Here is a 25,664-nt window from a genome sequence, read left to right as displayed (position 1 = left end):
GGCGCCGGGTCAGCTGGCGGTGGCGGTGTGTTCGCGCATGTTGGTGCTGCCGGTCTCGATCCAGATGGTGTTGTGCACGATGCGGTCCATGATCGCGTCGGCGTGGACGTCGGAGCCGAGCCTCTGGTGCCAGTCCTTCTTCGCGTATTGGGTGCAGAACACCGTCGAGGTGGTGTCGTAGCGCCGTTCGAGGAGCTCGAGCAGCATGCTGCGGACGTCATCGGCGGGTGGGTCGAGGAGCCATTCATCGATCACGAGCAGCGTGAACGCAGCGTATTTGCGGAGCCATTTCTCCTTCCCGCCGGGCCGATCCCGGGCCGCGGCCCAGGTCTCTTCGAGATCGGGCATGCGGACGTAGTGCGCCCGGTAGCGGTGCTGACAGGCCTGCTTCGCGAGAGCGGATCCGAGGTAGGACTTCCCCGATCCGGTGAACCCTTGGAACACGACGTTCTGCTGCCTCGTGATGAACGCGCAGGTCCCGAGCTGCGCGATCACACCCCGATCGAGGCCGCGCTGCTCTAGCAGATCGAGCCGGCGCAGGTCCGCGTTCGGGTAACGCAACCCCGCGCGCCGGATCAGCCCCTCGACCTTGGAATGGCTGAACGTGGCGTGCGCGTCATCGACGGCGAGCTTGATGCGTTCCTCGAACACCATCCCCAGCGTCAGGGTGTCGTCCTGGACCTCGAACGCGTCGACCAGTGCCGTAACGCGCATCTCACGGAGCTTCCGCTTCGTCTCCGAATCGATGCGGCTCATCGGGTGCCTCCCGCGTAGTAGTCCGCGCCGCGAACATACCCGGCCGGCTCCGCCGTTCTCGCTGGTGTCGACCAGGCGTCACGGGAGTCGGGGTCGTCCTGTCTGGTCTCGAGGATCGGCCGCAGGTGCGCGTAGCGCGGAGACCGAACCCGGGATGTCAAGGCGATCCCGGCGGCGGCTTCGACCCGGGCCGCGGAGTAGCGGCGGGTCAGTCGCAACACCGCCAACGCCGCGTCCAGGCCCTGCTCCTCGACGGGCACGGACTCGAAGATCCGGTTCACCACCGTCGTGGTGTTCACCCCGATCCGGGCCGCCCATTCCCTGACCCGAGCGGCGTCCCATTGCCGGTAGCGAGGGCCGTCAGGTAGGTCACCGTCATGTGTCCGATACTCGTTCACGACGCCGATCGGGGCGAGGACGTGGCTAGTCAGCCGCTGGTCCCCAGCGAAGACCTCGAGCGTGGTGTCGGTGACCCGCAGATCAACACCGCGGCCGATGTGCGGGTAAGGGACGGAGTAGAAGTTCCGCTCCCAAACCACGTGCCCGTTCTTCTGAACCCGGCGCCTATAGACCCACCGGGAGATCTCGAACGGCGTCGCCGGCAACGGCCGCAGCAGCGGCTTCTCCTCCGCCTCGAACACCCCCTGTCGGGAGCCCTGCCGCTTCTGGAACGGCTCAGCGTTGTATGCGGCGACGCGCTGATAGACCGCCGCGCGCAACTCCGGCAAGGTGCCGAACTGCGTGTCGCGGAGGGACGCGATCACCCAGGTCGCGATGTTGCCGACGGTGTTCTCGACACTCGCCTTGTCCTTCGGCTTCTTCACCCTCCCCGGCAGCACCGCCGCCGAGTAGTGCGCCGCGAGCTCTCGATACGCGTCGTTGAGGACCACCTCGCCCTCGGCAGGGTGTTTGATCACCCCGGTCTTCAGGTTGTCCGGGACGACCCGAGGGACGCTCCCGCCGAACCAGTCGAACATCGCAACATGCGCGCGCAACCAGGTGTCCTGCTTCATATCCAGGGTCGGCTCGACGAACGCGAACCGCGAGAACGGCAGACACCCGACGAACACGAACACCCGAGTCTGTTGCCCTGTGGCCGGGTCGGTGAGCTGCATCGTCTTGCCCGACCAGTCGACCTCGACCGTCTGACCCGCCTTGTGGCCGACCCGCGACGCCGCCCCGGCGACGAGGACGTGCTGCTGGTAGGACTTGCAGAACCGGTCGTAACCCATCGCCGGGGACCCCTCGACCCGGCAGGCGTCGAGATACTCGCCGTGCAACAGTTTGAGCGTCACCCCGACCCGAGCCAACTCTCGGTGCATCCTCTCCCAGTCCGGCTGTGCGTAGACGCTGTCGTGCTCACCACGACCCGGGAACAGGCGTGCATAGACCGCCGCCTCCTCAAGATCGGCGATGTCGTCCCAACCCACGTCTTCACGAACAGCGGCGTCGATGACCGCCGCCACGCTCGTGCGCGACATGCCCTGCGCTGCGATCTGCCGCCCCGAGAGCCCCTCCGCCCGAAGCCGGAGCACCAGCTTCGCTCTGATCTTGCGTACCATCCGAATCACTCCTTCTGCCGCGTGATAGGCCACGCGGCAGAAGGAGCCTAGAAACGATGGCCCTCAACCCGAACATCGGGTGGCCCTCACGGACACGAACGCGTCGACGCAAGCCCGGCCCCCGACCTCAATAACGGCGGCCCTCAGAAGACCGAATACTCACCCGGCGGCTACTACGCGAAGAATCGCCTTGCCCGTCCGATCCGTGCGGCAGATGATCCGATCGCTGCCAAGCTGCTGTGGGATCGCAGCGCCGAGATGGTGGGTCTGAAGAGCGACGACCCGCCCGGTTGATGCATACGCTCGCGCAACACGCGGCGACGTGAGCTTGGTCCTGCCGGTTCACCCGAACGCCGGCGGGAAGGTCACACCATGAGCCACGCCACCGCCCCCGCGCGCCGCGGCATCCGCATACTCGCCGCCGCGCTGGCCGCGGTCGCCGTCACGGTGCTCACGCTTGCACCGCGCTGGATCGTCGCGCCGGCGCGCGGTGCATTCATGCAGTTCATGGGTGATCTCACCGCCCCGTTGCTCCTGTGGATTCCCTACGGCCAAGCCGAGCGAGTCCTGAACACGCTCCTGTTCCTGCCGCTGGGAGCGACGATCGCGCTGCTGCTGAGCCGTCGAGTCTGGCCCGTCGCGATCCTTGCGGGCTTCGTGCTCTCGACCGCGGTCGAGTATGCGCAGGCGTCGATCCCCGGACGTGTGCCGGACGCTGATGACGTGCTCTGGAACACCGTCGGCGGTGCCATCGGCGTCCTCGCCGTGACCATCCCGCGGATCATTCTGGCCGCGGTCACCCGCAGGCGTCAGCGCGGCAGGGTGATCCGCACCTGAAGCCCTCCCGGCTCCAGCGGGGTGACGGAGAGGGTGCCGTTGTGGACGCGCACGATGGAGGCGACGATGGCCAGCCCCAGCCCCGATCCGTCGTGCGCCTGGGCGGTGCGCACGCGTCCCGCTCCACGGACGAACGGTTCGGTCAGTGTCGCCACGACCTGCGGATCCAGCCGCACGCCACTGTTCTCCACGACCAGCTCGGCCATGGCCGGGCGGGCGGTGACCAGAACGCGGACCCACCCACCGTCGACATTGTGGACGACCGCGTTCTGCAGCAGGTTCCCCGCGAGTTGCCCGAGCAGGGTCGCATCGCCCCTCACGAGGACCGGTCCCAGCGACGTGTCGAGGCGGATCCCGTGGGTTGCGGCATCCGGTCGCACGTCCTCGACCGCCGCGGCCAGTAGCGACGCGAGGTCCACCGGCGATGTCTCCAGCTCCACGCCCCGGCCGACACGCGCAAGAGTCAGCAGCGCTTCGGTGGAGGCGATCGCCCTCTCGTTGGTCGCACCGATTCGCTGCAGGACGACATCGACGTCCCGTCCGGCGGGGTCGGCTCGAGCCACTTCGACGACGGTGCGGATGATCGCGTGCGGCGTGCGCAGCTCGTGAGAGGCATTCGCGGCGAAACGACGCTCCTCGTCGATCGTGTGCTCAACACGGTCGAGCATCGCATCGAAGGTGTCGGCGAGGTCGGTCAGCTCATCGCGCCTTCCCGGCAGGTCGATGCGCTGGTCGAGCTCCCCATCGCCGGCGCGGCGCGCGGCGTCCGTGATGCGATCGAGTGGACGCAGCACGATTCCGGCAAGCAGCCATCCCCCCACGAGGCCGAACAGGACCAGCAGGGCCATCGCCCACCAGGCGTACCGGACGAAGACTTCGACCAGGTCGCGGCGACTCGGAACGAACCCGCCGCCGTTCATCGAGAGGTTGCCGTCGGGCACGAACCGCAGCAGCAGGAAGCCGACCGCGAACAGCGCGATCCCCGCGACGACGAGGAACCCCGCGTAGCTGAGCGCGAGCTTGATCCGCACCGAGAGTCCGCGCGGGCGCGCGCTGCCGCTCACGTGCTCATCCGGTAACCGACGCCCGGGACGGTGTCGATGACCCACGGCTCGCCGAGCCGTTTGCGCAGCGTCGAGATCGTGATCCGGACGGCATTGGTGAACGGGTCGGCATTCTCGTCCCAGGCGCGCTCGAGCAGATCCTCCGCACTCACCACACCGCCACCCGCGGTCATGAGAACCTCCAGCACCGCGAACTGTTTGCGGGTGAGTGCGACATAGCGCCCATCGCGGAACACCTCGCGACGGAAACGATCGAGTCGGATGCCGGACACCTCGACGATCGGCGGACTGCCCGCCGCCGGGCGACGCTCCAGCGCGCGGAGGCGCAGCACGAGCTCCCGGAGCGCAAACGGCTTGGTGAGGTAGTCGTCGGCACCGCTTTCGAAGCCGCTCTCCTTGTCATCGAGCCGGTCAGCGGCGGTGAGCATCAGCACCCGGGGGCTCTCGGGTTGCGTCGCAAGGTGCCGGGCGATCTCGTCGCCGTTGGGGCCGGGAATGTCGCGGTCGAGAACGACGACGTCGTAGGCGTTGATCGCGAGCTGCTCGAGCGCGAGGTCGCCGTCGCCGGCGATATCGGCCGCGATCGCCCCGAGGCGCAGTCCATCACGTATCGCCTCGGCGAGATACAGCTCGTCCTCGACGATCAGTACGCGCATGCGCTCAGCCTAGAGGTGGACGCATATCGCGGGCGTATGCGGTTGTGCGTACGCCCCGGCAACACACTCCTGCGTGGAATGGGGACCATGCAGCCTTCTCTCGCAGCCACGTCCCCCGTCCGGCAGCCGTTACGTGCACGCCGTCTCTCGCTCCTCGTCGTCGGCGTCTGCATCGCTGCGCTCCTGGCGGCCCTCGTGGCGGCGCTGGTGCACGGAACGTTCGCCTCGGCCGTGGCCGGGTTCGCGCCCGCCGCCGCCGACGGTCTCATCGCCGAGGGCACCGTCGTCACTCTCGCCGATGACGACGTGCCCGCGATCGCCCGCCTGGACAGCGACCTGAGCGCTGCGATGCTCCAGGCGGAAACGGATGCCGCGGCCGAGGGTCTGGCCTTCCAGGTGACGAGCGGGTGGCGCAGTCCGCAGTATCAGCAGTGGCTGCTGCAGGACGCGATCGAGCTCTACGCGAGCGAAACGGTTGCGCGCCAGTTCGTCGCGACTCCGGATCGCTCGAGCCATGTCACGGGCAAGGCCGTGGACATCGGACCGATCGACGCGCAGTTGTGGCTGATCGAGCACGGCGCCCGCTACGGGATCTGCCAGACCTACGCGAACGAACGCTGGCACTTCGAGCGGGCAACCGAGCCGGGCGGCGTGTGCCCGGAGATGAAGGCGGATGCCGCGGGGTGACGCGCACAGCGTGGCGAGTCCCTTTTTCCGGCACACCGCTTTTTCCGGCACACCGAGGCGGGGTAGGTTCGCCCCATGACGCACCACGACGGAACCGAAGAGCCTGGTGGAGCCGATGAGGTACGAGCCGCGCGGGACGCCCTCGACGGTCGGCATACTCCGCTCGACGAGCAGCTCGCGCCGGCCGGCGCGCCGGCCAGAGGCACGGCGGATCGTGCCGTTCCGAACCTTCCCGCGCGCGACTTCGACGCGACGATCGAGTTCTACGGTGGGTTCGGGTTCGCGGTGTCGTACCGAGACGGCGGGTGGCTGATCATCCGCCGGGGCGGCGTCGAGCTGGAGTTCTTCCTCGCGCCCGAGCACGACCCGTATTCCAGCTGGTTCATGGCCAGCATCCGCATCGGCGACCTCGAAGGGTTCTACTCGGCGGTGCGGGCGAGCGGCGTGCCCGAGGTGATCACCGGCATTCCGCGGCTGATCCCGGTCGCTCTGCGGGAGTGGGGACAGCGCGCCGGCTACCTCATCGACCTCGACGGAACCCAGCTTCACCTGATCGAGAGCGGCTGATCGGACCCAGTGGATCGAGAACAGATGATCGATCCCCCCGACCCGGAGGTCAGGCCCGCGTGCTCACCCAGCCCAGCGCGGGTGCCACGTGGGTGGCGAAGGATTCGATGACCCGGAGGTTGAACTCGACACCCAGTTGACTGGGGATCGTGAGCATGAGCGTGTCGGCACTGCGGATCGCGGCATCCTGCAGGAGCTGTTCGACGAGCACATCCGGCGCTGCGGCATACGTCTTGCCGAAGGTGGAGCGGATGCCGTCGATCACGCCGATCTGGTCGCCGTCCTGGCGTCCGCCGAAGTACAGCTCGTCCTCGGCCGTGGTGAGGGGGAAGATGCTACGGCTCACCGAGACACGCGGTTCGCCGGAGTGGCCCGCCTCGCGCCAGGCGGCGCGGAAGGTCTCGATCTGCTGCGCCTGCAGCTCGTCGAAGGGCTGCCCACTGGCTTCGGTGAGCAGAGTCGAGGACATGAGGTTCACTCCGGTGCGTCCTGCCCACGCGGCCGATTCGCTGTTGCCGGCTCCCCACCAGATGCGAGACCTCAGGCCGGGGGAGTGCGGCTCGATGCGCTGCAGTCCCGTGCCGCCGCCGAAGGGGCTCGCGGAGTCGCGTTCGGCGAGTCCATCGCCTTCGACCGCACGCAGGAACGTGGCGAAGTGCTCGCGGGCCAGGTCGGCGCCGCGCGGGTCCTTCGACCCGGTGTAGCCGAACGCCTCATACCCGCGCACCACCGTCTCGGGTGAACCCCGGCTGACGCCCAGCGCCAGTCGGCCATCGCTGATGAGGTCCAGGGCCCCGGCCTCCTCGGCCAGATACAGCGGGTTCTCGTAACGCATGTCGATGACGCCCGTGCCGACCTCTATCCGCTCGGTACGCGCGGCGATCGCTGCGAGCAGCGGCATCGGCGAGGCCTGCTGGCGGGCGAAGTGATGCACGCGGAAGTAGGTGCCGTTCACACCCAGGTCATCCATCCCCTGGGCGAGATCGATCGCCTGCTTCAGCGAGTCACCCGCTGAGAGGATCCGACCGCCACCGAGGCGGCCGTAATGTCCGAACGAGAGAGTTCCGAATCGTTGCATGTCGAGTGCAACGGTACTGGGGACGACTCCATTCCGGTGAATGCGATTCGGTCGCGAGCCGGCGTGCGACCGCGAACGCAATCGCTGCGGTGGTCCGCCACCGCGCCCCAACTCCCGGGAAGAGGGAATACGCGCGCGCCGGACCCGTTGCCGCTCTGTATGACGCGCATCGGAAACAGTTCCCTCGACATCCTTCCCCTCTCGCTCGGCGGCAACGTCTTCGGCTGGACCGCCGACCGGGACGCCTCCTTCGCGATCCTCGATGCCGTCACCGCGGGCGGCGGCGATTTCATCGACACCGCCGACAGCTACAGCGCGTGGGTTCCCGGCAACTCGGGCGGCGACAGCGAGCGGATCATCGGCGAATGGCTCACCTCACGTCGCCCCGACAACGTCGTGGTGGCGACCAAGGTCAGTCAGCACCCCGACTTCAAGGGCCTCTCTGCCAAGAACATCCGCGCGGCCGCCGAGGCATCCCTCCAGCGCCTCGGCGTGGACGCGATCGACCTCTACTACGCGCACTACGACGACGCGACCGTGCCGCTCGAGGAGACCGTCGCCGCGTTCGGTCAGCTCGTCACGGACGGGCTCGTGCGGTACACCGCGGTCTCCAACTACAGTGCCGACCGCATCCGCGAGTGGATCGGCATCGCGCAGGCATCCGGCAGCCCCCTGCCCGTCGCCATCCAGCCGCACTACAACCTCGTCCATCGCAACGTGGTCGAAGAGTCCATCGTCCCCGTGGCCGAGGAGTTCGGCCTGAGCCTTGTCCCGTACTCGGCGCTGGCGAGCGGCTTCCTCACCGGCAAGTACCGGTCGACGGATGCCGCGGGCCAGGCATCCCCGCGTGCCAAGGGCGCGGCGAAGTACGCCACCGCACAGGGCCTGGAGATCCTGGACGCGCTCGAGGGGATCGGCAGGGCGCACGGCGTCTCGATCTCGGCGACGGCGCTGGCCTGGCTGCGCGTCCAGCCGACCGTGGCCGCGCCCATTGCCAGCGCCTCGCGCGTCGGACAGGTCGCCGATCTTCTCGACGGCGCCCGGGTGGCGCTAACGGGCGAAGAGATCGCCGAGCTGACCAGGGTGTCGACCTGGAGTGCGGTCGCCGCCTGACGGCAGCCGTTGGAGGGCCGGGCGGCGACGATCCGCGCGGGTTTAGTCTCGTCGTGTGACGCACGAGCTCACCCGCGACCAGGCACGTCGCATCGTCGTGCGCGCGCAGCTGCTGGACGCGCAGCGCCCCGGCGATGTGGTCGAGGTCGCGGAGCAACTCGGCTCCATCAAGATCGATCCGACCGCGGCGATCGCGCCTTGCGAACACACCGTGCTGTGGTCGCGGATCGGGTGGTCGTACGAGGCCGGGCAGCTCACCAAGGCGGTGGAGGGGGACCGCCTGCTCTTCGAGTTCGACGGCACCTTCCGCCCGATGAGCATGCTCCCGCTGATGCGGCCCGCGATGCGGCGCTGGCCCACGCGGGAGAGCAGCCGGCAGTGGCTCGCAGCCAACGACCGGTTCCGAACCGACGTGCTGGCACGCCTGCAGGCGGAGGGTCCCCTGCTGGCGAGCCAGATCCCCGACACGGCACAGGTGAGCCGTCCGCCCGACGGGTGGTCGGGTTCGAATCAGGTGCCGCTGATGCTCGAGTTCTTGATGCGGCAGGGCGTGGTGGCCGTGGCCGGACGCGACGGTCGGCACCGAAGGTGGGACCTTGCTGAGCGGGTCTACCCGAGTGGCCTGCCCGAATACGCCGACGACGAGGCGCAGCGACTGCTCGCCGAACGGCGGCTGCAGGCAGCGGGCATCGCCAAGCAGAGATCTCCGTGGACGCGCGTCGGTGAGGCGGGGGAGCCTGCCACGGTAGAGGGCAGCCGGTGGAGGTTCCGCGTCGACCCCGAGGCGATCGCCGCGCTGGAGCAGGACGACGACGGCGGGCGCGTGGCGCTGCTCAACCCCTATGACGGATTCCTGTTCGACCGGCCCCGCCTGAGCGAAGTGTTCGAGTTCGACTACGTTCTGGAGCAGTTCAAACCGAAACCGCAGCGGCGGTACGGCTACTTCGCGCACCCGATCCTGATGGGCGACCGCTTCGTCGGGATGCTGGATGCCGAAGCCGACCACCAGCGGGAGGTTCTGCGGGTGAACGCCGTACACGAGTTCCTCCCCTTCGAGCCTGAGGAGGACGACATGGTGCGGGCCGAGATCGCTGAGCTTGCGGAGTGTCTCGGCCTGGGGGTCGCCGACGCGCGGTGACCGAACGGATGCGCTACGTTCGCGCCATGACTGACGCCCCCGCACCCGACGTGCCCGACACTCGTCGCCGCGACATCCCTCTCGCCGTGATCTCCGTGGGCATGGCAACCGTCGTCTGGTGGCCGGCTTTCACGCTCGGCGCCTGGGGAGACCTGTTCTTCGACCAGGTCCTGACGCTCTGGGCCGCATCCACAGCGGCGTTCGTGTTCGTGCTCTTCGAACGGCGGCCGATGGGACGCCGCCTGCTGCGCGCGCTGCTCCTGCTGCTGCCGTCTACGTGGCTGGTCTTCAGCTTCGTCGATCTCGACACGACGGACCTGTTCGCCTTCGTGGCGACCGCGTTCGCGCTGCTGGTCGTTCTCATCGCCAGTCCGCTGACGGTCTGGGTCCTCGCTCGCATCATGTGGCCCGACTTCAGCGAGAACTCCACCGCCCGGCAGCGGTGGCTGATCGTGGGGGTGGTGCTCGGGATCGGAATCGCGTCCTTCGTCCTCGGACTCAACCAGGCCCACTTCCTGACCTGCGAGGAGTTCGCGATCAGCGGCAACTCCGAGCCGCCGGGCTGTGTGCACGAGTCGGAATGAGCGGTGCCACGGCAGCCGGTCGCGTTTAGCCTGGAAATGGAACGCGTGGAGGTGAGCGTGACGCACGACAGCCGGGAAGCAGCGATGCGGTACCGCCTGCGCAGGGAGGCGCTCGAGCGGGGCGAGGATGACCCGGAACAGGTGGAGCCGGACGGCGGATCCCCGATCATGAGCGAGGCGGAACGCGCCGCGGTGGTCGATGTGGCGATCGACCAGGCGATCCGCCGGGGCGACTTCGAGAATCTGCCCGGTGCGGGCAAGCCGATCCCCGGGTTGGGCACGTCGCACGATCCGGACTGGTGGATCAAGCGCAAGATCGAGCGCGAGCGTCTGACCGGGCTCGGGCCGCCGGCCTTGACCCTGCGCACCGAGTACGCGACGCTCGCCGCGCGAGTGGACGAGTTCGGCACGGAAACCGAGGTGCGCGAGTACCTCGATGACTTCAACCACCGCGTCATCGAGGCGCGTCGCCAGCTGTTGGGCGGACCGCCGGTGGTGACGCCCACGGTGGAGATCGACCAGTGGGTGCGCGATTGGCGTGGCCGGCGGGATGCCGCGGCTCGTCGCGCCTCGGCGGACGAGGGGCCCCGGACGCGACGTCGTCCGAGGCGGCGGTTCTGGTGGAGGGGCCGCGCGTAGTCGGGTCAGTCGTCGAGGACGAACGTCACCTCGAGGACGACGTCGAAGCTCGTGATGGCACCGTCGGTGCACTCGACCTTCTGGTCCTTGACCCAAGCCCCGCTGACGTTGCGCAGGGTTGCGTGCGCTCGCGCCACGCCTTCCCGGACCGCGTGGTCGAAACTCTCGGTCGAGCGCGAGCTGATCGTGGTGATCCGGGCGACAGTGCTGCTCATGGCAACCTCCTTGTTGGATGTGCCGAGTCTTCTCCCGCCCGATCGCGCTCACAAGGGAGTTGCGCGACCACGCCTTGGTCGCTACGTGCGGCTCATGGGGATCGGCTCGAGCCCGGCCTCGAGCGCTGCCACATCGTCGGGACGGCACAGTTCCGTCGCGGGCAGCATCGCCGTGGCGCTGCCCGCCGCGACGGCAGCCCGGAATGTGGAACGAATGTCCCTTCCCTGCGCAAGACGCAGGACGAAGGCGCCGAGGAAGGCATCCCCGGCTCCGACCGTGCTCTGCACACGGACCTCCGGCGTAGGCAGACGCAGCGCACCGTCGGCCGTGACGAGCAGGGCCCCCGCTGCTCCCAGCGTGAGCGCGACGACCTCGCAGGCTCCCGCGTCCACGAGTTCGTGGGCGGCATCCAAGAGGCTCTGCTCGTCCTCGAGCTGCGCGCCGACGAGCTCGCCGAGCTCGCGTCGACTCGGTTTGATCAGATAGACGCCCTCATCGAGGGCGCGACGGAGGGCCGTACCTGAACTGTCGACGACGCAGCGCGTGCCGCGATCGCGGGCCAGCCGTGCGATGCGGGCGTAGAGGTCGTCGGGCGCACCAGGGGGCAGGCTCCCGCTCGGCACGACGTAACCGCCCACCGGCATGTCGTCCGCGACGGCCGAGAGGAAGGCCCGCCACTCGGGCTCGCGCACCTCCGGCCCCTGCAGCACGAACCGGAACTGCTCACCGGTCTCGGTCTCGTCGACGGTGAAGCTCTCGCGGGTGCTGGCGGCGATCCGAACGGCGCGGCCCACGACTCCTTCGCGTTCCAGAATCTCGCGATACGCCTGCCCGGTGGGACCGCCGACCGCGTAGACCGCGACGGAGCGGCCGCCCAGATTGCGCACGACGCGAGAGACGTTGACGCCGCCACCGCCGGGATCGAGCCGCGTCGGTCCGCATCTCAGCTTGTGTTCGGGCACCACGCGGTCGACCGACGTGCTGACGTCGAGCGCCGGATTGGGGGTCGCCGTGACGATGGGATCGTGCAGAAGGGGGTGCTGCCCGAGGGCCGATGCCGCCATGGCCTCAGTGTAGGAGCGTGCGGACACCGCGGAAGGGGCGGCGGATCACTCCGAAGCGTTGTGCCTCGGAGCGGGCTCTGTCGTTTCCGTCGACGTCGGAAGGGTCTGCGTCCGGTCGCTCCGGCGGCTTCGACGGCGACGGCGAACCAGCGCCACGATCGCCCACGCGAGAAGGCCGGCGACCGCGAGGACCCCGAGCCAGGGGATCAAGAATCCGAGGGCGAGGACGATGCCGTTGAGCGTGGCGACCAGCCCGTTCCAGCCCGCGACGAGTCCGTCGCCGAATCCCGCAGGATTTGCCTCGACGGTCTCAGCGGGTTCGGTCAGTGTGACGGTCAGGGTCGAGAGAGCGACCTGCTCGTCGTAGTACTTCAGCTGCTGCTGGTAGGACTCGAGGGTCGCCTGCCGCTCGGCCAGCGCGGACTCCGCCGCGATCAGATCGGCGACACTCCCCGCCTGCGCCATCAGCTGCGTGAGGCGATCGACGGACGCCTGGGCCGCATCTACGCGCGCCTGCAGATCCAGGGTGACCTCGGTCACGTCCTGCCGGTTCACCGTCGAGGCCGTGACCTCGCCGAGCCCCGACAGCTGATCGATCAGCGACTGAAGTCCCTCGGCGGGAACACGGACGGTGACCCACGCGCTGTCAGACGGATACGGGTACGGCATTGTCGAGTCGTAGACGACGCCCGAACCCGGGTCGACCGGAACGACCTGACCGGACCGGCCGATGCTCATCGACTCGACGTACCCGTCGCGCGACTCCGCGGCATCCGTGATCATGGCCGCGGCGGCGGAAATGTCCGTCACCTCGACCGTCGCGGATGCGGTCGTGATGATGTCGCGATCGCTCGCTGCGCCGTCCGTCCCGGCCCGCTTCGTCGAGTCGAGGTCGGTCATACTCCGGGTGTCCGCCGTGTCGCTCGACTCGGTGCCCACCGCGCCCTGGGCGGGGAGGAAGTCGGGGGCCGGAGCGTCCGCGGACTGATACGTCGAGGTACCGCCCACGAGCGTGCCGACGGTCGGTGCGATCACCGCGGCGACGACGATGACCGCGCCGGCGGCCCCGCCGATGAGCCATCCCCGGCTGCGGCGAGCACGGCGCACGGATCGGTCGCGTGAGATCTCGGCGAACAGCGAGTCCTCCATCTCGTCGATGCGATCCTCGCTCAGCGGAGGAAGCTCAGGCAGCGGTGCGGAAGCGCCGGGACGCTGATCGGTGTTCATGTGCTCTCCTTGGCAACGGTCCGCAGTCGCGTGCGGATGCGGGAGAGACGATTGCGGACGACCCCGTGTGCAACGCCGAGCTCTTCGGCGGCGGCCTGGTAGGCGTACCCCTCGGTCGCGCACAGGCGGAAGATGTCGCGATCGAGCGGGCTCAGCCCGGCCACTTCCCTCAGGATGCGGTCGGCGAACTCGGTGTCGATCACCTGCTGCTCGACGTTCACCGTGGACGGGATGCCGTCATCCGGCGCGGGTGCGGTGTTCTGACGTTCCCGCCGCTGGGTGCGGATGCGGTTGGCCGCCTGAAAGCGGCACACCGTCACAAGCCACGGCAATAGCGAGTCCCCGGCCAGTTCGAGGCCCGGCAGCTTGCGCCACGCGACCAGGAACGTCTCCTGCGTCACGTCCTCGGCATCCGACGCGTTGCCGACGAGCCGGTGGGCCAGCCAGTACACGGGTCGGACATACGCGCGATAGAGCGCGCGGAACGCATGCTCGCTCCCGCTCGCAGCCTGCGCCACGAGGGTCGAGTCATCCGTTGCTGCAGGCTCCGGCATCCCTTTTCCTTCCCGCCGGCCCAGGACCGCCGGCGCCTCATTGTCTCTCACCCTGTGAGTGTCGCGGTGGCCCCGATCGTCTCAGAAAGAAGTCCGCACCCTGTATCGTTGCGGGAGCGAGAGGGAGTATCCCGTCATCGCGTGTCCGTCATCACGGGAGCCGTCGAAGCATCCCCGGGCACGCGCCGCAGCATTCCGAATCCGGATGCCGCGGGGGAGAGACTTTCGGGAATCGACCGACCCCGCCCTCTCCCGAAAGGCCCTGCATTGGACCTCGTTCTCCCCGTCTGGTTCGAAGTCGGTTCGCTGGTCGTTCTGACGCTGATCCTGGCCGCCGATCTGCTGCTGATCCTCAAGCGACCGCACATCCCCTCCACCAAGGAGTCGACGCTCTGGGTCGTGTTCTACGTCGTGCTCGCGCTGATCTTCGCGGGGCTCATGTGGATCTTCGCAGGCGGCGAGTTCGCCGGGCAGTTCGTCGCCGGATGGCTCACCGAGTACAGCCTGTCGATCGACAATCTGTTCGTGTTCGTGCTGATCATGGGACAGTTCGCGGTCCCGCGGCGCTACCAGCAAGAAGTCCTGATGGTGGGGATCATCATCGCCCTCGTCCTTCGTGGTGCGTTCATCCTCGTCGGCGCCGCGGTGATCGAGAACTTCAGCCCGATCTTCTACATCTTCGGTGCCTTCCTCGTGTGGACGGCGTGGCGGCAGGCGTTCCCCGGTGGCGATCACGACTCGGACGTCAAACAGGAGAATTTCATCGTCCGCCTGCTGCGCCGCACCATCGACATCAGCGATCACTACGACGGTGCGAAGCTGCGCACCGTCGTGGACGGCAAGAAGTTCTTCACGCCGATGCTGATCGTCTTCGTCGCGATCGGCATCACCGACCTGCTCTTCGCCATCGACTCGATCCCGGCGATCTTCGGCATCACGACCAGCCCCTTCATCGTCTTCACGGCGAACATCTTCGCCCTGATGGGACTTCGTCAGCTGTACTTCCTGCTCGGCGACCTGCTCGACCGCCTGCGGTATCTGCACTACGGCATCGCGTTCATCCTCGCCTTCATCGGGCTGAAGCTCGTCTTCCACGCGATGCACGTCAACGAGCTGCCGTTCATCAACAACGGAGAGCACATCGAGTGGGCGCCCGAGATCTCCACCTGGATGTCATTGGCCGTCATCGTCCTGTCGATGGCCGTGGCCACCATCGCGAGCCTCGTGGCCTCGTCGCGGGACAAGCGGGCGCAGCGGCGGGACGCCGCCCCCGTCGTGGAAGGTCCGGGCGACGCTGAGGCGTAGCGGCGCTCCAACCTGAGAGGCATTCAGATTCGGCGCGTAGCGTCGGTGACGAGCGGGCGAGTCTGTGTCCGCCGAGGAACGACCCTAGGAGGTCGTTATGTCTCCAGGCATAATTTCCACCAAGCCCCAGACCCCGGCTCCCACAGGCAGTGATTTCACCGAGCTCGCCGCGATCGTTCGCGGCTCCGGCTTGATGAGGCGCCGCTATGGCTACTACTGGACGAAGCTGATCGCCGTCCCCGTCACGGTGGCCGCCGCCGTGCTCGCGTTCATCTGGATCGGCGACACCTGGTGGCAGCTGTTCACGGCGGTCGCGTTCGCGGTCCTGTTCACGCAGATCGCCATGCTCGGACACGACGCCGCACACCGGCAGATGTTCGTCTCGGGCAAGTGGAACGACTGGGTCAGCCTCATTCTGGGCGACCTCTTCGTGGGCATGAGCTATGGGTGGTGGCGGCACAAGCACACCAGGCACCACGCCAACCCCAACAAGATCGGTGTGGATCCGGACATCGACCTGCCCGTCATCTCCTTCACACCGGAGCAGGCGCGTGCACCGCGTCCGCCGATCGCCCAATGGCTCGTGGCGCACCAGGGGCTGTTCTTCTTCCCGATCCTCCTGTTGGAGGGGCTCTCGCTGCACGCGTCCGGCGTGCGCCGCATCTTCTCCAGAGAGAAGCTGGAGCGACGCTGGGTCGAGATCGCGTTCATCACGCTGCGCATAGCGGGGTTCCTGACGCTCGTCTTCGTGGTGCTCTCGCCCGGCATCGCGGTCGTGTTCCTCGCAGTGCAGCTGGGCATCTTCGGGGTGTACATGGGGATGGCCTTCGCCCCCAACCACAAGGGCATGCCGCTCGTGCCGAAGGACGCCAAACTCGACTTCCTCACCCGTCAGGTGCTGATGAGCCGCAACGTCCGCGGGACCTGGGTGCTGGATGTGGCGATGGGCGGCCTGAACTACCAGATCGAACATCACCTGTTCCCCTCGATGCCGCGCCCCCACCTGCGGCACGTCTCGCCGCTGGTCCGCGAGTACTGCGCCCGGCACGGCGTGCCGTACACGGCCACCGGACTCTTCGAGTCGTACGGGATCGTCATCCGGTACATCAACCGGGTCGGACTGGGCGAGCGCGATCCCTTCGCGTGCCCGCTGGTGGAGCAGCGTTCGGCGATCTAGCCGTGTGGCCCCCTGCCACCGGCGCCGTGTTCTCCGGCGCCGGTGGTATTCTTACCCGATGCGGTGGGCTCTCCTTCTCCTTAGCGGCCGCGGCGAGTCCTAGTTCTCGGGCCTTCCTCGTCGCGGAGTTCGTCACGGCCTCGATCCGCCTTCCTTGGAGAACGACAGACCATGAGCATTGCTTCGACAGACGCGTCCGGCATACCCGATTCCCCGCGCACCCTCGCCGAGAAGGTGTGGGACGACCACCTGGTGGTCAAGGGCGAAAACGGCGAGCCCGACCTGATCTACATCGACCTGCACCTCGTGCACGAGGTCACCAGCCCGCAGGCCTTCGACGGGCTGCGCGCGGAAGGGCGACCACTGCGACGGCTCGACCTGACGATCGCGACCGAGGACCACAACACCCCGACGCTGGACATCGACAAGCCGATCGCCGACCTGACCAGTCGCACGCAGATCGAGACGCTGCGTCGCAACGCCGAGGAATTCGGCATGCGCCTGCACTCGCTCGGCGACAAAGAGCAGGGCATCGTCCACGTCGTCGGACCGCAGCTGGGTCTCACCATGCCGGGCATCACCGTCGTCTGCGGCGACTCGCACACCTCCACGCACGGCGCGTTCGGCGCGATGGCCCTGGGCATCGGGACGAGCGAAGTCGAGCACGTGATGGCGACGCAGACACTGCCGCTCACGCCGTTCAAGACCATGGCGGTCACCGTCGAAGGCACGCTCAAGACCGGCGTCACCGCGAAGGACATCATCCTCGCGGTGATCGCGAAGATCGGCACCGGCGGTGGTCAGGGCTATGTGCTCGAGTACCGAGGCAGTGCGATCCGCGCCCTCTCCATGGAGGGGCGCATGACGATCTGCAACATGTCGATCGAGGCCGGCGCTCGGGCAGGCATGATCGCCCCCGATGAGACCACGTTCGCGTACCTCGAAGGCCGCCCGCACGCCCCGAAGGGCACGGATTGGGAGGATGCTGTCGCCTACTGGCGCACCCTCCCCACCGACGAGGGCGCCGTGTTCGACGCCGAGGTCTACCTGGACGCCGACGAGCTCGAGCCGTTCGTGACGTGGGGGACCAACCCCGGTCAGGGCGTCTCGCTGAGCGACGTCGTTCCCGACCCCGCCGACTACGCCGACCCGAACGACCGGGCTTCGGCTGAGCGCGCGCTGGAATACATGGCACTCACGCCGGGCACCCGGTTGAAGGATGTTCCGGTCGACGCGGTCTTCATGGGCTCCTGCACGAACAGCCGCATCGAAGATCTGCGAGCCTTCGCCTCGATCGTTCAGGGGCGCACGAAGGCAGAGGGCGTGCGTGTGATGGTCGTCCCGGGGTCTGCTCGCGTGCGTCTGGAGGCGGAAGCGGAGGGCCTGGACAAGGTCTTCATCGAGTTCGGGGCCGAGTGGCGATTCGCCGGCTGCTCGATGTGCCTGGGGATGAACCCCGACCAACTCGCCCCGGGCGAGCGCTGTGCCTCCACGAGCAACCGCAACTTCGAGGGGCGCCAGGGCAAGGGCGGTCGCACGCACCTCGTCTCGCCGCTGGTCGCGGCGGCCACCGCCGTGCGGGGGACGCTGTCCAGTCCGAGCGATCTGGAGGAGACGCCGATCTACGACAGTGTCGAACCGGCGATGACCGCCGCCGGCGGAGCTCTCGACCGGACCAGTGGGGAGGCCTGACATGGAGAAGTTCATCACCCACACCGGCATCGCCGTGCCTCTGAAGCGCGCGAACGTCGACACCGACCAGATCATCCCGGCGGTGTATCTGAAACGCGTGACCAAGACCGGTTTCGAAGACGCACTCTTCGCGGCGTGGCGTCAGGACCCCGAGTTCGTGCTCAACCAGCCCGTCTTCCAGGGTGCGAGCGTCCTGGTCGCCGGGCCCGACTTCGGCACCGGATCCAGCCGCGAACACGCGGTCTGGGCGCTGCGCGATTTCGGCTTCCAGGTGGTGCTGAGCCCCAAGTTCGCCGACATCTTCCGCGGCAACTCGGGCAAGCAGGGGCTGCTGACCGGAGTCATCTCCGAGCAGGACCTCGAACGGATCTGGGCGGCGATCGACGCCGAGCCCGGCATCCGCATGACTGTCGACCTGCAGGCCCGTGAGGCGTCGATCGGTGATCTCCGGGTTCCTTTCGACATCGATGATTACACTAGGTGGCGGCTTCTCGAAGGGCTCGACGACATCGGGCTCACTCTGCGAAATGAAGACAAGATCGCGGAGTTCGAGGCTCGCCGAGAGGCGTGGCGCCCTCGGACATTGCCTGTTCCTTGAGTTCAGGCGGTTCCGTAGGCTCGGGCGGCCCGCCCCAGAAGGGTGGATCGTCAGCAGCTGTTCCCTCCAAGACACAAGTGAGGTTCCACCGGATGAAGACGCTCCTAGGCGACGCAGCAGGTTCGAAGGCGGGAGACCAGGAGTTGTCGGGTGAGACACTCGCGATCCGCGGAGGCCGGCCGCTCAGCGGCCGCGTCGAGGTCAAGGGCGCGAAGAACCTTGCGACCAAGGCGATGGTCGCAGCGCTGCTCGGCGAGACGACGAGCGTGCTCCGGGACGTCCCGGGTATCAGCGACGTGCAGGTCGTCAGGTCACTTCTCGAAGTGCATGGTGTCACTGTCGTCGAGGGCGACGAAGAGGGCTCGCTCGTCTTCGACCCGAGCGGCGCCGTATCGGCGCACTTCGAGGAGATCGACGCTCACGCCGGGGCCTCCCGGATCCCGATCCTGTTCTGCGGACCCCTGCTTCATCTGCTGGGCGAGGCGCTGATCCCGGACCTCGGCGGATGTCGCATCGGCGACCGTCCGATCAACTTCCACATGGACGCGCTGCGTGCGTTCGGCGCGATCGTCGACAAGACCTACGAGGGAATCCGCATCACCGCGCCGAACGGGCTGACCGGCGCGAAGATCTCCCTGCCCTACCCGAGTGTCGGCGCCACCGAGCAGGTGCTGTTGACCGCGGTGAAGGCCAAGGGCGTGACCGAGCTGCGCGGGGCAGCGATCGAGCCCGAGATCATGGACCTCATCGCGGTGCTGCAGAAGATGGGCGCGATCATCTCGTACGAGCCCAACCGCGTCATCCTGATCGAGGGCGTCGACACGCTGCGCGGATACGACCACCGTTGCATCTTCGACCGCAACGAGGCCGCGTCCTGGGCGTGCGCGGCATTGGCCACCGACGGCGACATCTTCGTCGGCGGGGCCAAGCAGCAGGAGATGCTCACGTTCCTCAACGTCTACCGCAAGGCCGGCGGCGAGTTCGACGTGCACGAGGACGGCATCCGCTTCCGCCGTGGCGGGCCGCTCAAGCCGGTCATGGTCGAGACCGACGTGCACCCCGGGTTCATGACCGACTGGCAGCAGCCGCTCATCGTCGCACTCACGCAGGCCGAGGGACGCTCGGTGGTCCACGAGACCGTCTACGAGAACCGCCTCGGCTTCACCGAGGCGCTCGTCCAGATGGGCGCAGACATCGTCGTGCATCCGCAGGGTATCGACAGTCCCGAGCGACGCGTGCCGCGTCGAGCGCTCGAGCAGGCCGCGGTCATCACCGGCCCGACCCCGCTGCACGGCGCGGACGTCATCGTGCCCGACCTGCGCGGCGGATACAGCTATCTGATCGCCGCCCTCGCCGCCGAGGGGGAGTCGGTCGTGCGCAACGTCGGGATCATCCGCCGCGGCTACGAGAAGCTCTTCCTGAAGCTCGACGCCCTCGGCGCTGACTTCGACGTCATCGGATAGCGCGTGACACCTTCCTCCACCAGGCGGCGTGGGTCCGCCGAGACGTCGCGGCCGAGCGTCTTCTGGCCGCTCGCCGCGGTCGTCGTTCCCCTGGTCAGTGCTCTGGCCCGGATCGAGATCATCGACGGCGACAAACTGCCCCGCGAGGGACCTTTTGTGCTCGCGCCCAGTCATTCGTCCGAGTTCGATCCGCTGATCGTGGCGGTCGCGGTCTGGCGCTTGGGGCGGGGCCCGCGATTCATGGTCAAGGAGAGCCTGTTCAAGATTCCCGTGTTCGGCTGGGCCCTGCGCGCCACGGGCATGGTTCCGGTGGCACGCTCGTCTTCGGCCACGGCCGCGCGCCAGACCATCGCAGCGTCCGAGAAACTCGTGAAGAGCGGTGGCGGTGTCATCGTCTACCCCGAAGGCACGCTCACGCGCGACCCCGATCTGTGGCCCATGCGCGGCAAGACGGGTGCCGCCCGCCTGGCGCTCACCGACGGCATCCCGCTCGTCCCCATGGCCCACTGGGGGGCGCAGGAGATCCTGCCGCGGTATGGCAAGCTCAGCCTCTGGCCGCTGCGCCGTCGCGTCCGTGTGATCATCGGCGACCCGGTGGACCTGTCGGATTTCACCGCGACGCCCACCCAGCCCGCCGTCCTCGCCGCCGCCACCGACCGTCTGATGAACGCCATCGCGGCGTTGCAGTCTCAGCTGCGCGGCGAGCCCGCGCCGTCGAAGCGCTGGAATCCGGCCGAGCACGGGCAGAGAGAGACGGGTCGCCTTGAGTCGTAGGCAGGAGGCCGGGCTGCCGCGCGTGGCCGTGATCGGCGCCGGCAGTTGGGGCACGACGTTCGGCAAGATCCTCGCCGATGGCGGTGCCCATGTCACGATGTGGGCGCGTCGTCCCGAGCTGGCGCACGAGATCAACGAGGCCAAGCGCAACAGCCAGTACCTGCCGGGCATCAACCTCCCGCGCGAGATGTACGCGACGCATCACCTGTCCGAGGCGCTCGAGGGTGCCGAGCAGGTGTATCTGTCGATTCCCAGCCAGGCGCTGCGGCAGAACCTCAAGGCGGTGCGTGCGCTCGTCACCGGCACGGACGCGCCGATCGTCTCCCTGATGAAGGGCGTCGAGCGGCGCAGCGGACTGCGGATGAGCCAGGTCATCGAGCAGGAGCTGAACTGCGATCCGTCGCGCATCGCGGTGGCCTCGGGCCCCAACCTCGCTCTTGAGATCGCGCGCGAACAGCCCACGGCGGCGGTCATCTCCTCGACCAGCCAGGAAACCGCGGATGCTGTGGCCCGCCGTGCGCGCAACCGCTACTTCCGCACCTTCGTGAACACGGACGTCATCGGCACCGAGTTCGGCGGCGTCCTGAAGAACCTCATCGCGGTCGCGATCGGCATCGTCGACGGCGTCGGCTACGGCGAGAACACGAAGGCCTCGATCATCACGCGGGGTCTGATCGAGATGACCGACTTCGCCGTCGCTCAAGGCGCCCAGGCGGAGACGCTGCAGGGCCTGGCGGGACTGGGCGATCTGATCGCGACGTGCCAGTCCCCGCTCAGCCGCAACAACACGGCCGGCCGGCTCCTCGGCCAGGGCTACAGCTTCCAGGACGTGGTCAAGCAGATGGACCAGACTGCCGAAGGACTGGCTTCGGTGGCACCCATCCTTCACCTGGCGCGCGAGGCCGGAATTCAGATGCCGATCGTCGAGCAGGTCAAGCGAGTGCTCGACGGAACGATGAACCCCCGTGAGATCGCACCGCACCTCACGACGGACGAAGATCAGCCCCAGGGCGAGAGGACGCAGAATGGACAGGCCGGCGGTGGTGGTGCTCTTTGGAGGTCGCTCCAGCGAACACTCGATCAGTTCCGCAACAGCGGGCGGCGTCCTTCGCGCGATCAGTCGTGACCGCTACCGGGTGATCCCGGTGGGGATCACCCGCGAGGGCGTCTTCGTCCTCGAAGACGACGATCCCGACAAGTTCGCGCTCGATGCCGACCGCCTGCCCGAGGTGATCGACAACGGCACCCGCGTCCTGTGGCCCGAGGGGGGCGCCGACCGTTCGCTGCGCGTGCGTCGCCCGGACGGGACGCTGGAAGAGCTCGGAGCCGTCGACGTCGTCCTTCCGATCCTGCACGGCGTGCACGGCGAGGACGGGACGGTTCAGGGATTCCTCGACACTCTCGGCATCCCGTACGCGGGCGGTGGCGTTCTGGATTCGGCCCTGTGCATGGACAAGCACTTCATGAAGATCGTGCTGCAGGCGGCCGGAGTGCCGGTGGCGCCGTGGGCCACCGTCACACGCGCCGGCTGGGATCGCGACGCCACGAGCGTGCGAGCGGATGCTGCGGCTCTGGGCCTGCCGGTCTTCGTCAAACCTGCGCGCGGCGGGTCGAGCGTCGGCGTGTCGAAGGTGTCCGACCCCGCGGAGCTCGAGGAGGCGCTCCAGCTCGCCTTCGCCGAGGACGAGAAGGTGCTGATCGAGGCGGCCATCGTCGGGCGGGAGATCGAGGTCGCGATTCTGGAGGGACGTCGGGGGGCTGCCTCCCGCGCCTCGCTTCCCGGGGAGATCGTGCTCACGACGCGAGAGTTCTACGACTTCGAGGGCAAGTACTTGGGAGGCGACGGCGCCGATGTCGTATGCCCCGCGGATCTCAGCGGCGCCGAGATCGCTGCAGTCCAGGCCCTGGGCATCCGGGCGTTCGACGCCGTGGACGGCCGCGGGCTGGCGCGCGTCGACTTCTTCCTCACCGCCGACGCGGTGTACGTGAATGAGCTGAACACGATGCCCGGGTTCACGCCGATCTCGATGTTCCCCAAGTGCTGGATCGCATCGGGCATGACCTACGCCGAGCTCATCTCCGAGCTGATCGACACCGCGTTGGAGCGCACTGCGTAAGCCCGTGTCGCTAGGGCGCCGTCTCGGCATCCGTGCAGGCCGATCCGTCGGTCGGCAGGATCGAGACGACGCGCGAGAGCGTGTCGAGCACCGCGGCGCTGGAGACCAGGTCGTTGTCGAGGTAGACCTCGACCGCGGGCGTGCGGCCGAACGTGGTGACCCGGTAGCGCGGTGCCTCGGACTCGTCGATGATCCAGTCGACGCCGTTCACGCTCTGGCAGGGCAGCGTCGTGGGTCCGGGCGGCGTCACGCCGCAGCTCAGGATGATGGATGCCGGATCACCCCACGCCCCGGTCGCCTGGGCGTCGGTCCAGCGACGCTCTTCGCCGTCGACCAGGGCGGGCAGTCGCACGGTGACATCGGCGCAGGTCGGGTCGTTCGCGTCGTCGGCGGGCTGAAGCGACACGGTCGAGGCGCAGCCGGTCAGCGCGACAAGGCCTGCGAGAAGCAGGACCAGCGCGGCGGGGGATCGGGGCACTCCTCCAGGCTACCCAGCGCTAGCGTGGGAGGGTGACCCCGCCTCCCACCGACCCGACCGTGGGCGAGTTGTCGGAGGGAGCGATCCTGGGGCGGATCCTCGCCAGACTCGGAGGATCGGACGCGCTGGTCGGACCCGGTGACGACGCCGCCGTGCTCGCCGCACCCGACGGGCGCGTGGTGGCGACGACCGACACGCTCGTGCACGGTCCCGACTTCCGCCTCGCGTGGTCCAGCGGATACGACCTGGGGTGGAAGGCGGCCGCGGTGAACCTCGCCGACATCGCCGCGATGGGCGCGCGCCCGACCGCGCTGCTGGTGGCACTCGCGATGCCGAACGACACCAGGGCGTCGTTCGTCGAGCAGGTGGCCGAGGGACTTCGCGCCGCCTGCGATGCCCTTGCGCCCGGCTGCGCGGTCGAGGGCGGCGACCTGACCGTCTCCGACACCCTGACGATCGCCGTGACGGCTCTCGGCTCGCTGGACGGACGTGCACCGATCCTTCGCAGCGGGGCGCGAGCCGGAAACGTGGTGGCCGTTGCCGGCCGTCTGGGCGCCGCGGGCCGTGGGCTCGCGATCCTGTTCGACCGATTCCGGGATGCCGCCGGCGAGCCCGTGCGGGTCGATCACGACGCGCTCGGTGACGACGATGCGGCGGCCCTCGCCGCTCAGCTGCGCCCGACGCCGCCCATCGTCGACGGCATGGCTGCGGCCGATGCCGGGGCCACCGCGATGATGGACGTTTCGGACGGACTCGTGCTGGACGCGTCCCGCATGGCCGCGGCATCCGGGGTGACGATCGACATCGACTCCGCGGAGCTCGGCGCCGGCCCCGCCGCCGCGCTCACGGGCGGAGAAGACCACGCGCTGCTGGCGGCGTTCCCGTCGGCTGACGCGCTGCCGGAGGGATTCCGGGTCATCGGACGGGTCGTGGAACGGGGTTCGCACGCCGTGCTGGTGGACGGCGCCGCCTACGCCGGCCCGGGCGGCTGGGATCCGTATCGCGACTGGGACGCGCACGGCGGGTAGCGTCACGCGGTCGCGGTATCGATCCACCACAGCACGGTGTCGCCGTACTTCTTCTCGCGGACGTGCGTGAGGCCGGCCGGGAGCGTCGGCTGGGGTGAGTGCCCCGCCCGTTCCACGATGACCCTCGCGTCCGCAGCGAGCGATGGGACGAGCAACGTGAGCGCATCGGTCAGTTCGCTCTCGCGCAGGTCGTAGGGGGGATCGATGAGCACCAGATCGAACGGGCCCCGCCGGCCGCCCAGGAACGCGGACACCGTGCTGCGGTGCACCCGGATCGCGGCGTCCCGTCCGACCGAGCGGCTCACTTTCGCCGCGTTGCGCTCGACGATCGCGGCGGCGCGCGGGGACTTCTCCACCAGATCGGCGGATGCCGCGCCCCGGCTCACCGCTTCGAGCGCGAGAGCGCCGGAGCCGGCGTACAGGTCGAGCACCGCGGCACCCCGCAGCGCATCGGCCGATTCCAACGCGCCGAAGAGGGACTCGCGGACACGATCGCTCGTCGGCCGAGTGCCCGCATCGGGGACTTCGAGCGGAATCGACCCAGCGCGTCCCGCGATGATCCGTGTCACACGAACACGATAGTCGCGCGAAGTGAGGCGCGCGTTCGGCCGACCCCTATGCTCAGCTCTAACAGTCAACCTGAGAGATGCGGAAACCGTCGATGCGTCGAGCGAGCACACGTACCCTGTCCACCATCGTGCTCGCCGGCATCCTCGCCCTGGCCGTGACCGCGTGCGCGGGAGGCTCGGCCTCACCCACCGCCTCGCCGACGCCGACGCCCATCCCGACCCAGACGACGCCGCCCGAGCCGGAGCCGACCGAGCCGCCGGCTCCGACCGTGGCGCCCGCGAACATTCCGTCGGATTGCAACACCCTCGGCACGGACATGTCTCGCCAGGACACGGTGGGCGACATGACGCTGCAGAGCGACGGTACGGGCTTCGTGCGCGAGGCGCCGCAGAACGCGCAGTTCGTTTTCGGCTGCGACTGGATCATCGACGAGGTCGCCGGCGTGCTCCTGCTGATCAGCACGGCCGACGCGGGCGATGTCACGGCTGCGGTGGACGCGCTTCCCGGGCAGGGCTGGACCTGCGGGGTGGCGGATGACTTCGGTGCGAGCTACTGCGAAACCGAGCCGTCCGGCATGGCCGGGGTGCAAGAGGCCGTGGTCGCCCGCGACGGCGTGTGGGTGTACTTCGAGACGTACCAGCGCAACGGCAATGCGTTCCTGTCCGACATCGCCGGCCAGATCTGGAGCTGATCACCCGGCTCGCCTGTCGCAACACGCCG

The 25,664-nt window shown here is 68.4% G+C and carries 28 protein-coding genes; 17 read left to right on the top strand and 11 right to left on the bottom strand.

Going from position 1 to position 25,664, the window contains the following annotated elements; genetic code table 11:
• Positions 1 to 9: 9 nt before the first annotated feature.
• Both ABD655_RS10560 and istA read right to left on the bottom strand, forming a co-directional pair.
• Positions 10 to 756: an ATP-binding protein gene (locus ABD655_RS10560; protein WP_344710375.1), complete on the bottom strand. Its 747-nt coding sequence runs from the start codon at positions 754 to 756 to the stop codon at positions 10 to 12.
• Positions 753 to 2,318: an IS21 family transposase gene (gene istA / locus ABD655_RS10555; protein ID WP_344710377.1), complete on the bottom strand. Its 1,566-nt coding sequence runs from the start codon at positions 2,316 to 2,318 to the stop codon at positions 753 to 755. The genes ABD655_RS10560 and istA overlap by 4 nt, the downstream gene beginning before the upstream one ends.
• 372 nt (positions 2,319 to 2,690) lie before the next feature.
• Between istA and ABD655_RS10550 the strand changes: the two genes are divergently transcribed.
• The gene (locus tag ABD655_RS10550) at positions 2,691 to 3,155 is read left to right on the top strand and encodes a VanZ family protein (RefSeq protein WP_344713804.1); all 465 of its coding nucleotides are present in this window, start codon (positions 2,691 to 2,693) and stop codon (positions 3,153 to 3,155) included.
• On the opposite strand, the gene ABD655_RS10545 is transcribed toward ABD655_RS10550, so the two are convergent.
• Complete coding sequence (locus tag ABD655_RS10545) at positions 3,128 to 4,219, bottom strand: sensor histidine kinase (RefSeq protein ID WP_344713802.1); 1,092 nt, start codon at positions 4,217 to 4,219, stop codon at positions 3,128 to 3,130. The two genes, ABD655_RS10550 and ABD655_RS10545, sit on opposite strands and share 28 nt — an antisense overlap.
• Positions 4,216 to 4,875, bottom strand: coding sequence for a response regulator transcription factor (locus ABD655_RS10540; protein WP_344713800.1), 660 nt, complete (start codon positions 4,873 to 4,875; stop codon positions 4,216 to 4,218). Before ABD655_RS10540 ends, ABD655_RS10545 begins: the two co-directional genes overlap by 4 nt.
• 87 nt (positions 4,876 to 4,962) lie before the next feature.
• Between ABD655_RS10540 and ABD655_RS10535 the strand changes: the two genes are divergently transcribed.
• Together ABD655_RS10535 and ABD655_RS10530 are read left to right on the top strand one after the other, a co-directional pair.
• The gene (locus ABD655_RS10535; protein WP_344713798.1) at positions 4,963 to 5,562 is read left to right on the top strand and encodes a M15 family metallopeptidase; all 600 of its coding nucleotides are present in this window, start codon (positions 4,963 to 4,965) and stop codon (positions 5,560 to 5,562) included.
• Between the two features lie 75 nt (positions 5,563 to 5,637).
• Positions 5,638 to 6,129 (top strand): VOC family protein, encoded by a 492-nt coding sequence (locus ABD655_RS10530; RefSeq protein WP_344713797.1) that lies wholly within the window; start codon positions 5,638 to 5,640, stop codon positions 6,127 to 6,129.
• A gap of 49 nt (positions 6,130 to 6,178) precedes the next feature.
• Here ABD655_RS10530 and ABD655_RS10525 read toward each other — a convergent pair whose 3' ends face one another.
• Positions 6,179 to 7,207 (bottom strand): LLM class flavin-dependent oxidoreductase, encoded by a 1,029-nt coding sequence (locus ABD655_RS10525; RefSeq protein ID WP_344713795.1) that lies wholly within the window; start codon positions 7,205 to 7,207, stop codon positions 6,179 to 6,181.
• 159 nt (positions 7,208 to 7,366) lie between these two features.
• On the opposite strand from ABD655_RS10525, the gene ABD655_RS10520 reads away from it, so the two are divergent.
• The 4 genes from ABD655_RS10520 to ABD655_RS10505 are packed head-to-tail and all read left to right on the top strand — an operon-like array spanning position 7,367 to position 10,681.
• Positions 7,367 to 8,320 carry an aldo/keto reductase gene (locus ABD655_RS10520; protein ID WP_344713794.1) on the top strand — a complete coding sequence of 318 codons (954 nt, stop codon included), beginning with the start codon at positions 7,367 to 7,369 and terminating at the stop codon, positions 8,318 to 8,320.
• A gap of 55 nt (positions 8,321 to 8,375) precedes the next feature.
• The gene (locus ABD655_RS10515; protein ID WP_344713793.1) at positions 8,376 to 9,458 is read left to right on the top strand and encodes a DNA glycosylase AlkZ-like family protein; all 1,083 of its coding nucleotides are present in this window, start codon (positions 8,376 to 8,378) and stop codon (positions 9,456 to 9,458) included.
• A 26-nt stretch (positions 9,459 to 9,484) separates the two neighbouring features.
• Complete coding sequence (locus tag ABD655_RS10510; protein WP_344713791.1) at positions 9,485 to 10,042, top strand: hypothetical protein; 558 nt, start codon at positions 9,485 to 9,487, stop codon at positions 10,040 to 10,042.
• A gap of 36 nt (positions 10,043 to 10,078) precedes the next feature.
• A complete protein-coding gene (locus tag ABD655_RS10505; protein WP_344713789.1) occupies positions 10,079 to 10,681 on the top strand; it encodes a DnaJ family domain-containing protein in 603 nt (200 codons plus the stop codon).
• 5 nt (positions 10,682 to 10,686) lie between these two features.
• On the opposite strand, the gene ABD655_RS10500 is transcribed toward ABD655_RS10505, so the two are convergent.
• The 4 genes from ABD655_RS10500 to ABD655_RS10485 all read right to left on the bottom strand — a co-directional run bounded on the left by ABD655_RS10500 (position 10,687) and on the right by ABD655_RS10485 (position 13,742).
• Positions 10,687 to 10,896 (bottom strand): dodecin family protein, encoded by a 210-nt coding sequence (locus tag ABD655_RS10500; protein WP_344713787.1) that lies wholly within the window; start codon positions 10,894 to 10,896, stop codon positions 10,687 to 10,689.
• A gap of 81 nt (positions 10,897 to 10,977) precedes the next feature.
• Complete coding sequence (locus ABD655_RS10495) at positions 10,978 to 11,961, bottom strand: 1-phosphofructokinase family hexose kinase (protein WP_344713786.1); 984 nt, start codon at positions 11,959 to 11,961, stop codon at positions 10,978 to 10,980.
• 45 nt (positions 11,962 to 12,006) lie between these two features.
• The gene (locus tag ABD655_RS10490; RefSeq protein WP_344713785.1) at positions 12,007 to 13,188 is read right to left on the bottom strand and encodes a DUF4349 domain-containing protein; all 1,182 of its coding nucleotides are present in this window, start codon (positions 13,186 to 13,188) and stop codon (positions 12,007 to 12,009) included.
• Positions 13,185 to 13,742, bottom strand: a complete 558-nt coding sequence (locus ABD655_RS10485; RefSeq protein ID WP_344713784.1) for an RNA polymerase sigma factor — start codon at positions 13,740 to 13,742, stop codon at positions 13,185 to 13,187. Before ABD655_RS10485 ends, ABD655_RS10490 begins: the two co-directional genes overlap by 4 nt.
• Before the next feature lie 267 nt (positions 13,743 to 14,009).
• Here ABD655_RS10485 and ABD655_RS10480 point away from each other — a divergent pair, with 267 nt between their 5' ends.
• The 8 genes from ABD655_RS10480 (at position 14,010) to ABD655_RS10445 (ending at position 22,868) form a co-directional block, all read left to right on the top strand.
• Positions 14,010 to 15,047, top strand: a complete 1,038-nt coding sequence (locus ABD655_RS10480) for a TerC family protein (protein WP_344715805.1) — start codon at positions 14,010 to 14,012, stop codon at positions 15,045 to 15,047.
• A 97-nt stretch (positions 15,048 to 15,144) separates the two neighbouring features.
• Positions 15,145 to 16,224: a fatty acid desaturase family protein gene (locus ABD655_RS10475; protein WP_344713783.1), complete on the top strand. Its 1,080-nt coding sequence runs from the start codon at positions 15,145 to 15,147 to the stop codon at positions 16,222 to 16,224.
• Positions 16,225 to 16,395: 171 nt separating this feature from the next.
• Positions 16,396 to 17,916: a 3-isopropylmalate dehydratase large subunit gene (leuC, locus tag ABD655_RS10470; protein ID WP_344713782.1), complete on the top strand. Its 1,521-nt coding sequence runs from the start codon at positions 16,396 to 16,398 to the stop codon at positions 17,914 to 17,916.
• Position 17,917: 1 nt separating this feature from the next.
• Positions 17,918 to 18,514, top strand: a complete 597-nt coding sequence (gene leuD, locus ABD655_RS10465; protein WP_344713780.1) for a 3-isopropylmalate dehydratase small subunit — start codon at positions 17,918 to 17,920, stop codon at positions 18,512 to 18,514.
• Positions 18,515 to 18,606: 92 nt separating this feature from the next.
• Positions 18,607 to 19,977, top strand: coding sequence for a UDP-N-acetylglucosamine 1-carboxyvinyltransferase (gene murA / locus ABD655_RS10460; RefSeq protein WP_344713778.1), 1,371 nt, complete (start codon positions 18,607 to 18,609; stop codon positions 19,975 to 19,977).
• A gap of 3 nt (positions 19,978 to 19,980) precedes the next feature.
• Positions 19,981 to 20,751, top strand: a complete 771-nt coding sequence (locus tag ABD655_RS10455; protein WP_344713776.1) for a lysophospholipid acyltransferase family protein — start codon at positions 19,981 to 19,983, stop codon at positions 20,749 to 20,751.
• Positions 20,741 to 21,877 carry an NAD(P)H-dependent glycerol-3-phosphate dehydrogenase gene (locus tag ABD655_RS10450; protein WP_344713774.1) on the top strand — a complete coding sequence of 379 codons (1,137 nt, stop codon included), beginning with the start codon at positions 20,741 to 20,743 and terminating at the stop codon, positions 21,875 to 21,877. The genes ABD655_RS10455 and ABD655_RS10450 overlap by 11 nt, the downstream gene beginning before the upstream one ends.
• Positions 21,777 to 22,868: a D-alanine--D-alanine ligase family protein gene (locus ABD655_RS10445; RefSeq protein ID WP_344713773.1), complete on the top strand. Its 1,092-nt coding sequence runs from the start codon at positions 21,777 to 21,779 to the stop codon at positions 22,866 to 22,868. Before ABD655_RS10450 ends, ABD655_RS10445 begins: the two co-directional genes overlap by 101 nt.
• 10 nt (positions 22,869 to 22,878) lie before the next feature.
• Here the strand turns inward: ABD655_RS10445 and ABD655_RS10440 are convergent, their stop codons facing one another.
• Complete coding sequence (locus tag ABD655_RS10440) at positions 22,879 to 23,346, bottom strand: DUF3515 family protein (RefSeq protein ID WP_344713772.1); 468 nt, start codon at positions 23,344 to 23,346, stop codon at positions 22,879 to 22,881.
• 32 nt (positions 23,347 to 23,378) lie between these two features.
• Here ABD655_RS10440 and thiL point away from each other — a divergent pair, with 32 nt between their 5' ends.
• Positions 23,379 to 24,374, top strand: a complete 996-nt coding sequence (thiL, locus tag ABD655_RS10435) for a thiamine-phosphate kinase (RefSeq protein WP_344713770.1) — start codon at positions 23,379 to 23,381, stop codon at positions 24,372 to 24,374.
• Positions 24,375 to 24,376: 2 nt separating this feature from the next.
• On the opposite strand, the gene rsmD is transcribed toward thiL, so the two are convergent.
• Positions 24,377 to 24,943 (bottom strand): 16S rRNA (guanine(966)-N(2))-methyltransferase RsmD, encoded by a 567-nt coding sequence (gene rsmD / locus ABD655_RS10430; RefSeq protein ID WP_344713768.1) that lies wholly within the window; start codon positions 24,941 to 24,943, stop codon positions 24,377 to 24,379.
• A 128-nt stretch (positions 24,944 to 25,071) separates the two neighbouring features.
• On the opposite strand from rsmD, the gene ABD655_RS10425 reads away from it, so the two are divergent.
• On the top strand, positions 25,072 to 25,635 hold the full coding sequence (locus ABD655_RS10425; RefSeq protein ID WP_344713766.1) for a hypothetical protein: 564 nt from the start codon (positions 25,072 to 25,074) through the stop codon (positions 25,633 to 25,635).
• Positions 25,636 to 25,664: the final 29 nt, after the last annotated feature.

The organism is Microbacterium terregens, from assembly GCF_039534975.1.
Classification (GTDB): domain Bacteria; phylum Actinomycetota; class Actinomycetes; order Actinomycetales; family Microbacteriaceae; genus Microbacterium; species Microbacterium terregens.
The sequence above is the reverse complement of the archived record's forward strand: the minus strand, read 5'-3'. Positions and strand labels throughout refer to the sequence as shown.

Coding starts and splice junctions, on each gene's coding strand:
- ABD655_RS10560 (WP_344710375.1), bottom strand. CDS start 756: ATGAGCCGCATCGATTCGGAGACGAAGCGGAAGCTCCGTGAGATGCGC.
- istA (WP_344710377.1), bottom strand. CDS start 2,318: ATGGTACGCAAGATCAGAGCGAAGCTGGTGCTCCGGCTTCGGGCGGAG.
- ABD655_RS10550 (WP_344713804.1), top strand. CDS start 2,691: ATGAGCCACGCCACCGCCCCCGCGCGCCGCGGCATCCGCATACTCGCC.
- ABD655_RS10540 (WP_344713800.1), bottom strand. CDS start 4,875: ATGCGCGTACTGATCGTCGAGGACGAGCTGTATCTCGCCGAGGCGATA.
- ABD655_RS10535 (WP_344713798.1), top strand. CDS start 4,963: ATGCAGCCTTCTCTCGCAGCCACGTCCCCCGTCCGGCAGCCGTTACGT.
- ABD655_RS10530 (WP_344713797.1), top strand. CDS start 5,638: ATGACGCACCACGACGGAACCGAAGAGCCTGGTGGAGCCGATGAGGTA.
- ABD655_RS10525 (WP_344713795.1), bottom strand. CDS start 7,207: ATGCAACGATTCGGAACTCTCTCGTTCGGACATTACGGCCGCCTCGGT.
- ABD655_RS10520 (WP_344713794.1), top strand. CDS start 7,367: ATGACGCGCATCGGAAACAGTTCCCTCGACATCCTTCCCCTCTCGCTC.
- ABD655_RS10510 (WP_344713791.1), top strand. CDS start 9,485: ATGACTGACGCCCCCGCACCCGACGTGCCCGACACTCGTCGCCGCGAC.
- ABD655_RS10505 (WP_344713789.1), top strand. CDS start 10,079: ATGGAACGCGTGGAGGTGAGCGTGACGCACGACAGCCGGGAAGCAGCG.
- ABD655_RS10500 (WP_344713787.1), bottom strand. CDS start 10,896: ATGAGCAGCACTGTCGCCCGGATCACCACGATCAGCTCGCGCTCGACC.
- ABD655_RS10495 (WP_344713786.1), bottom strand. CDS start 11,961: ATGGCGGCATCGGCCCTCGGGCAGCACCCCCTTCTGCACGATCCCATC.
- ABD655_RS10490 (WP_344713785.1), bottom strand. CDS start 13,188: ATGAACACCGATCAGCGTCCCGGCGCTTCCGCACCGCTGCCTGAGCTT.
- ABD655_RS10485 (WP_344713784.1), bottom strand. CDS start 13,742: ATGCCGGAGCCTGCAGCAACGGATGACTCGACCCTCGTGGCGCAGGCT.
- ABD655_RS10475 (WP_344713783.1), top strand. CDS start 15,145: ATGTCTCCAGGCATAATTTCCACCAAGCCCCAGACCCCGGCTCCCACA.
- leuC (WP_344713782.1), top strand. CDS start 16,396: ATGAGCATTGCTTCGACAGACGCGTCCGGCATACCCGATTCCCCGCGC.
- leuD (WP_344713780.1), top strand. CDS start 17,918: ATGGAGAAGTTCATCACCCACACCGGCATCGCCGTGCCTCTGAAGCGC.
- murA (WP_344713778.1), top strand. CDS start 18,607: ATGAAGACGCTCCTAGGCGACGCAGCAGGTTCGAAGGCGGGAGACCAG.
- ABD655_RS10445 (WP_344713773.1), top strand. CDS start 21,777: ATGGACAGGCCGGCGGTGGTGGTGCTCTTTGGAGGTCGCTCCAGCGAA.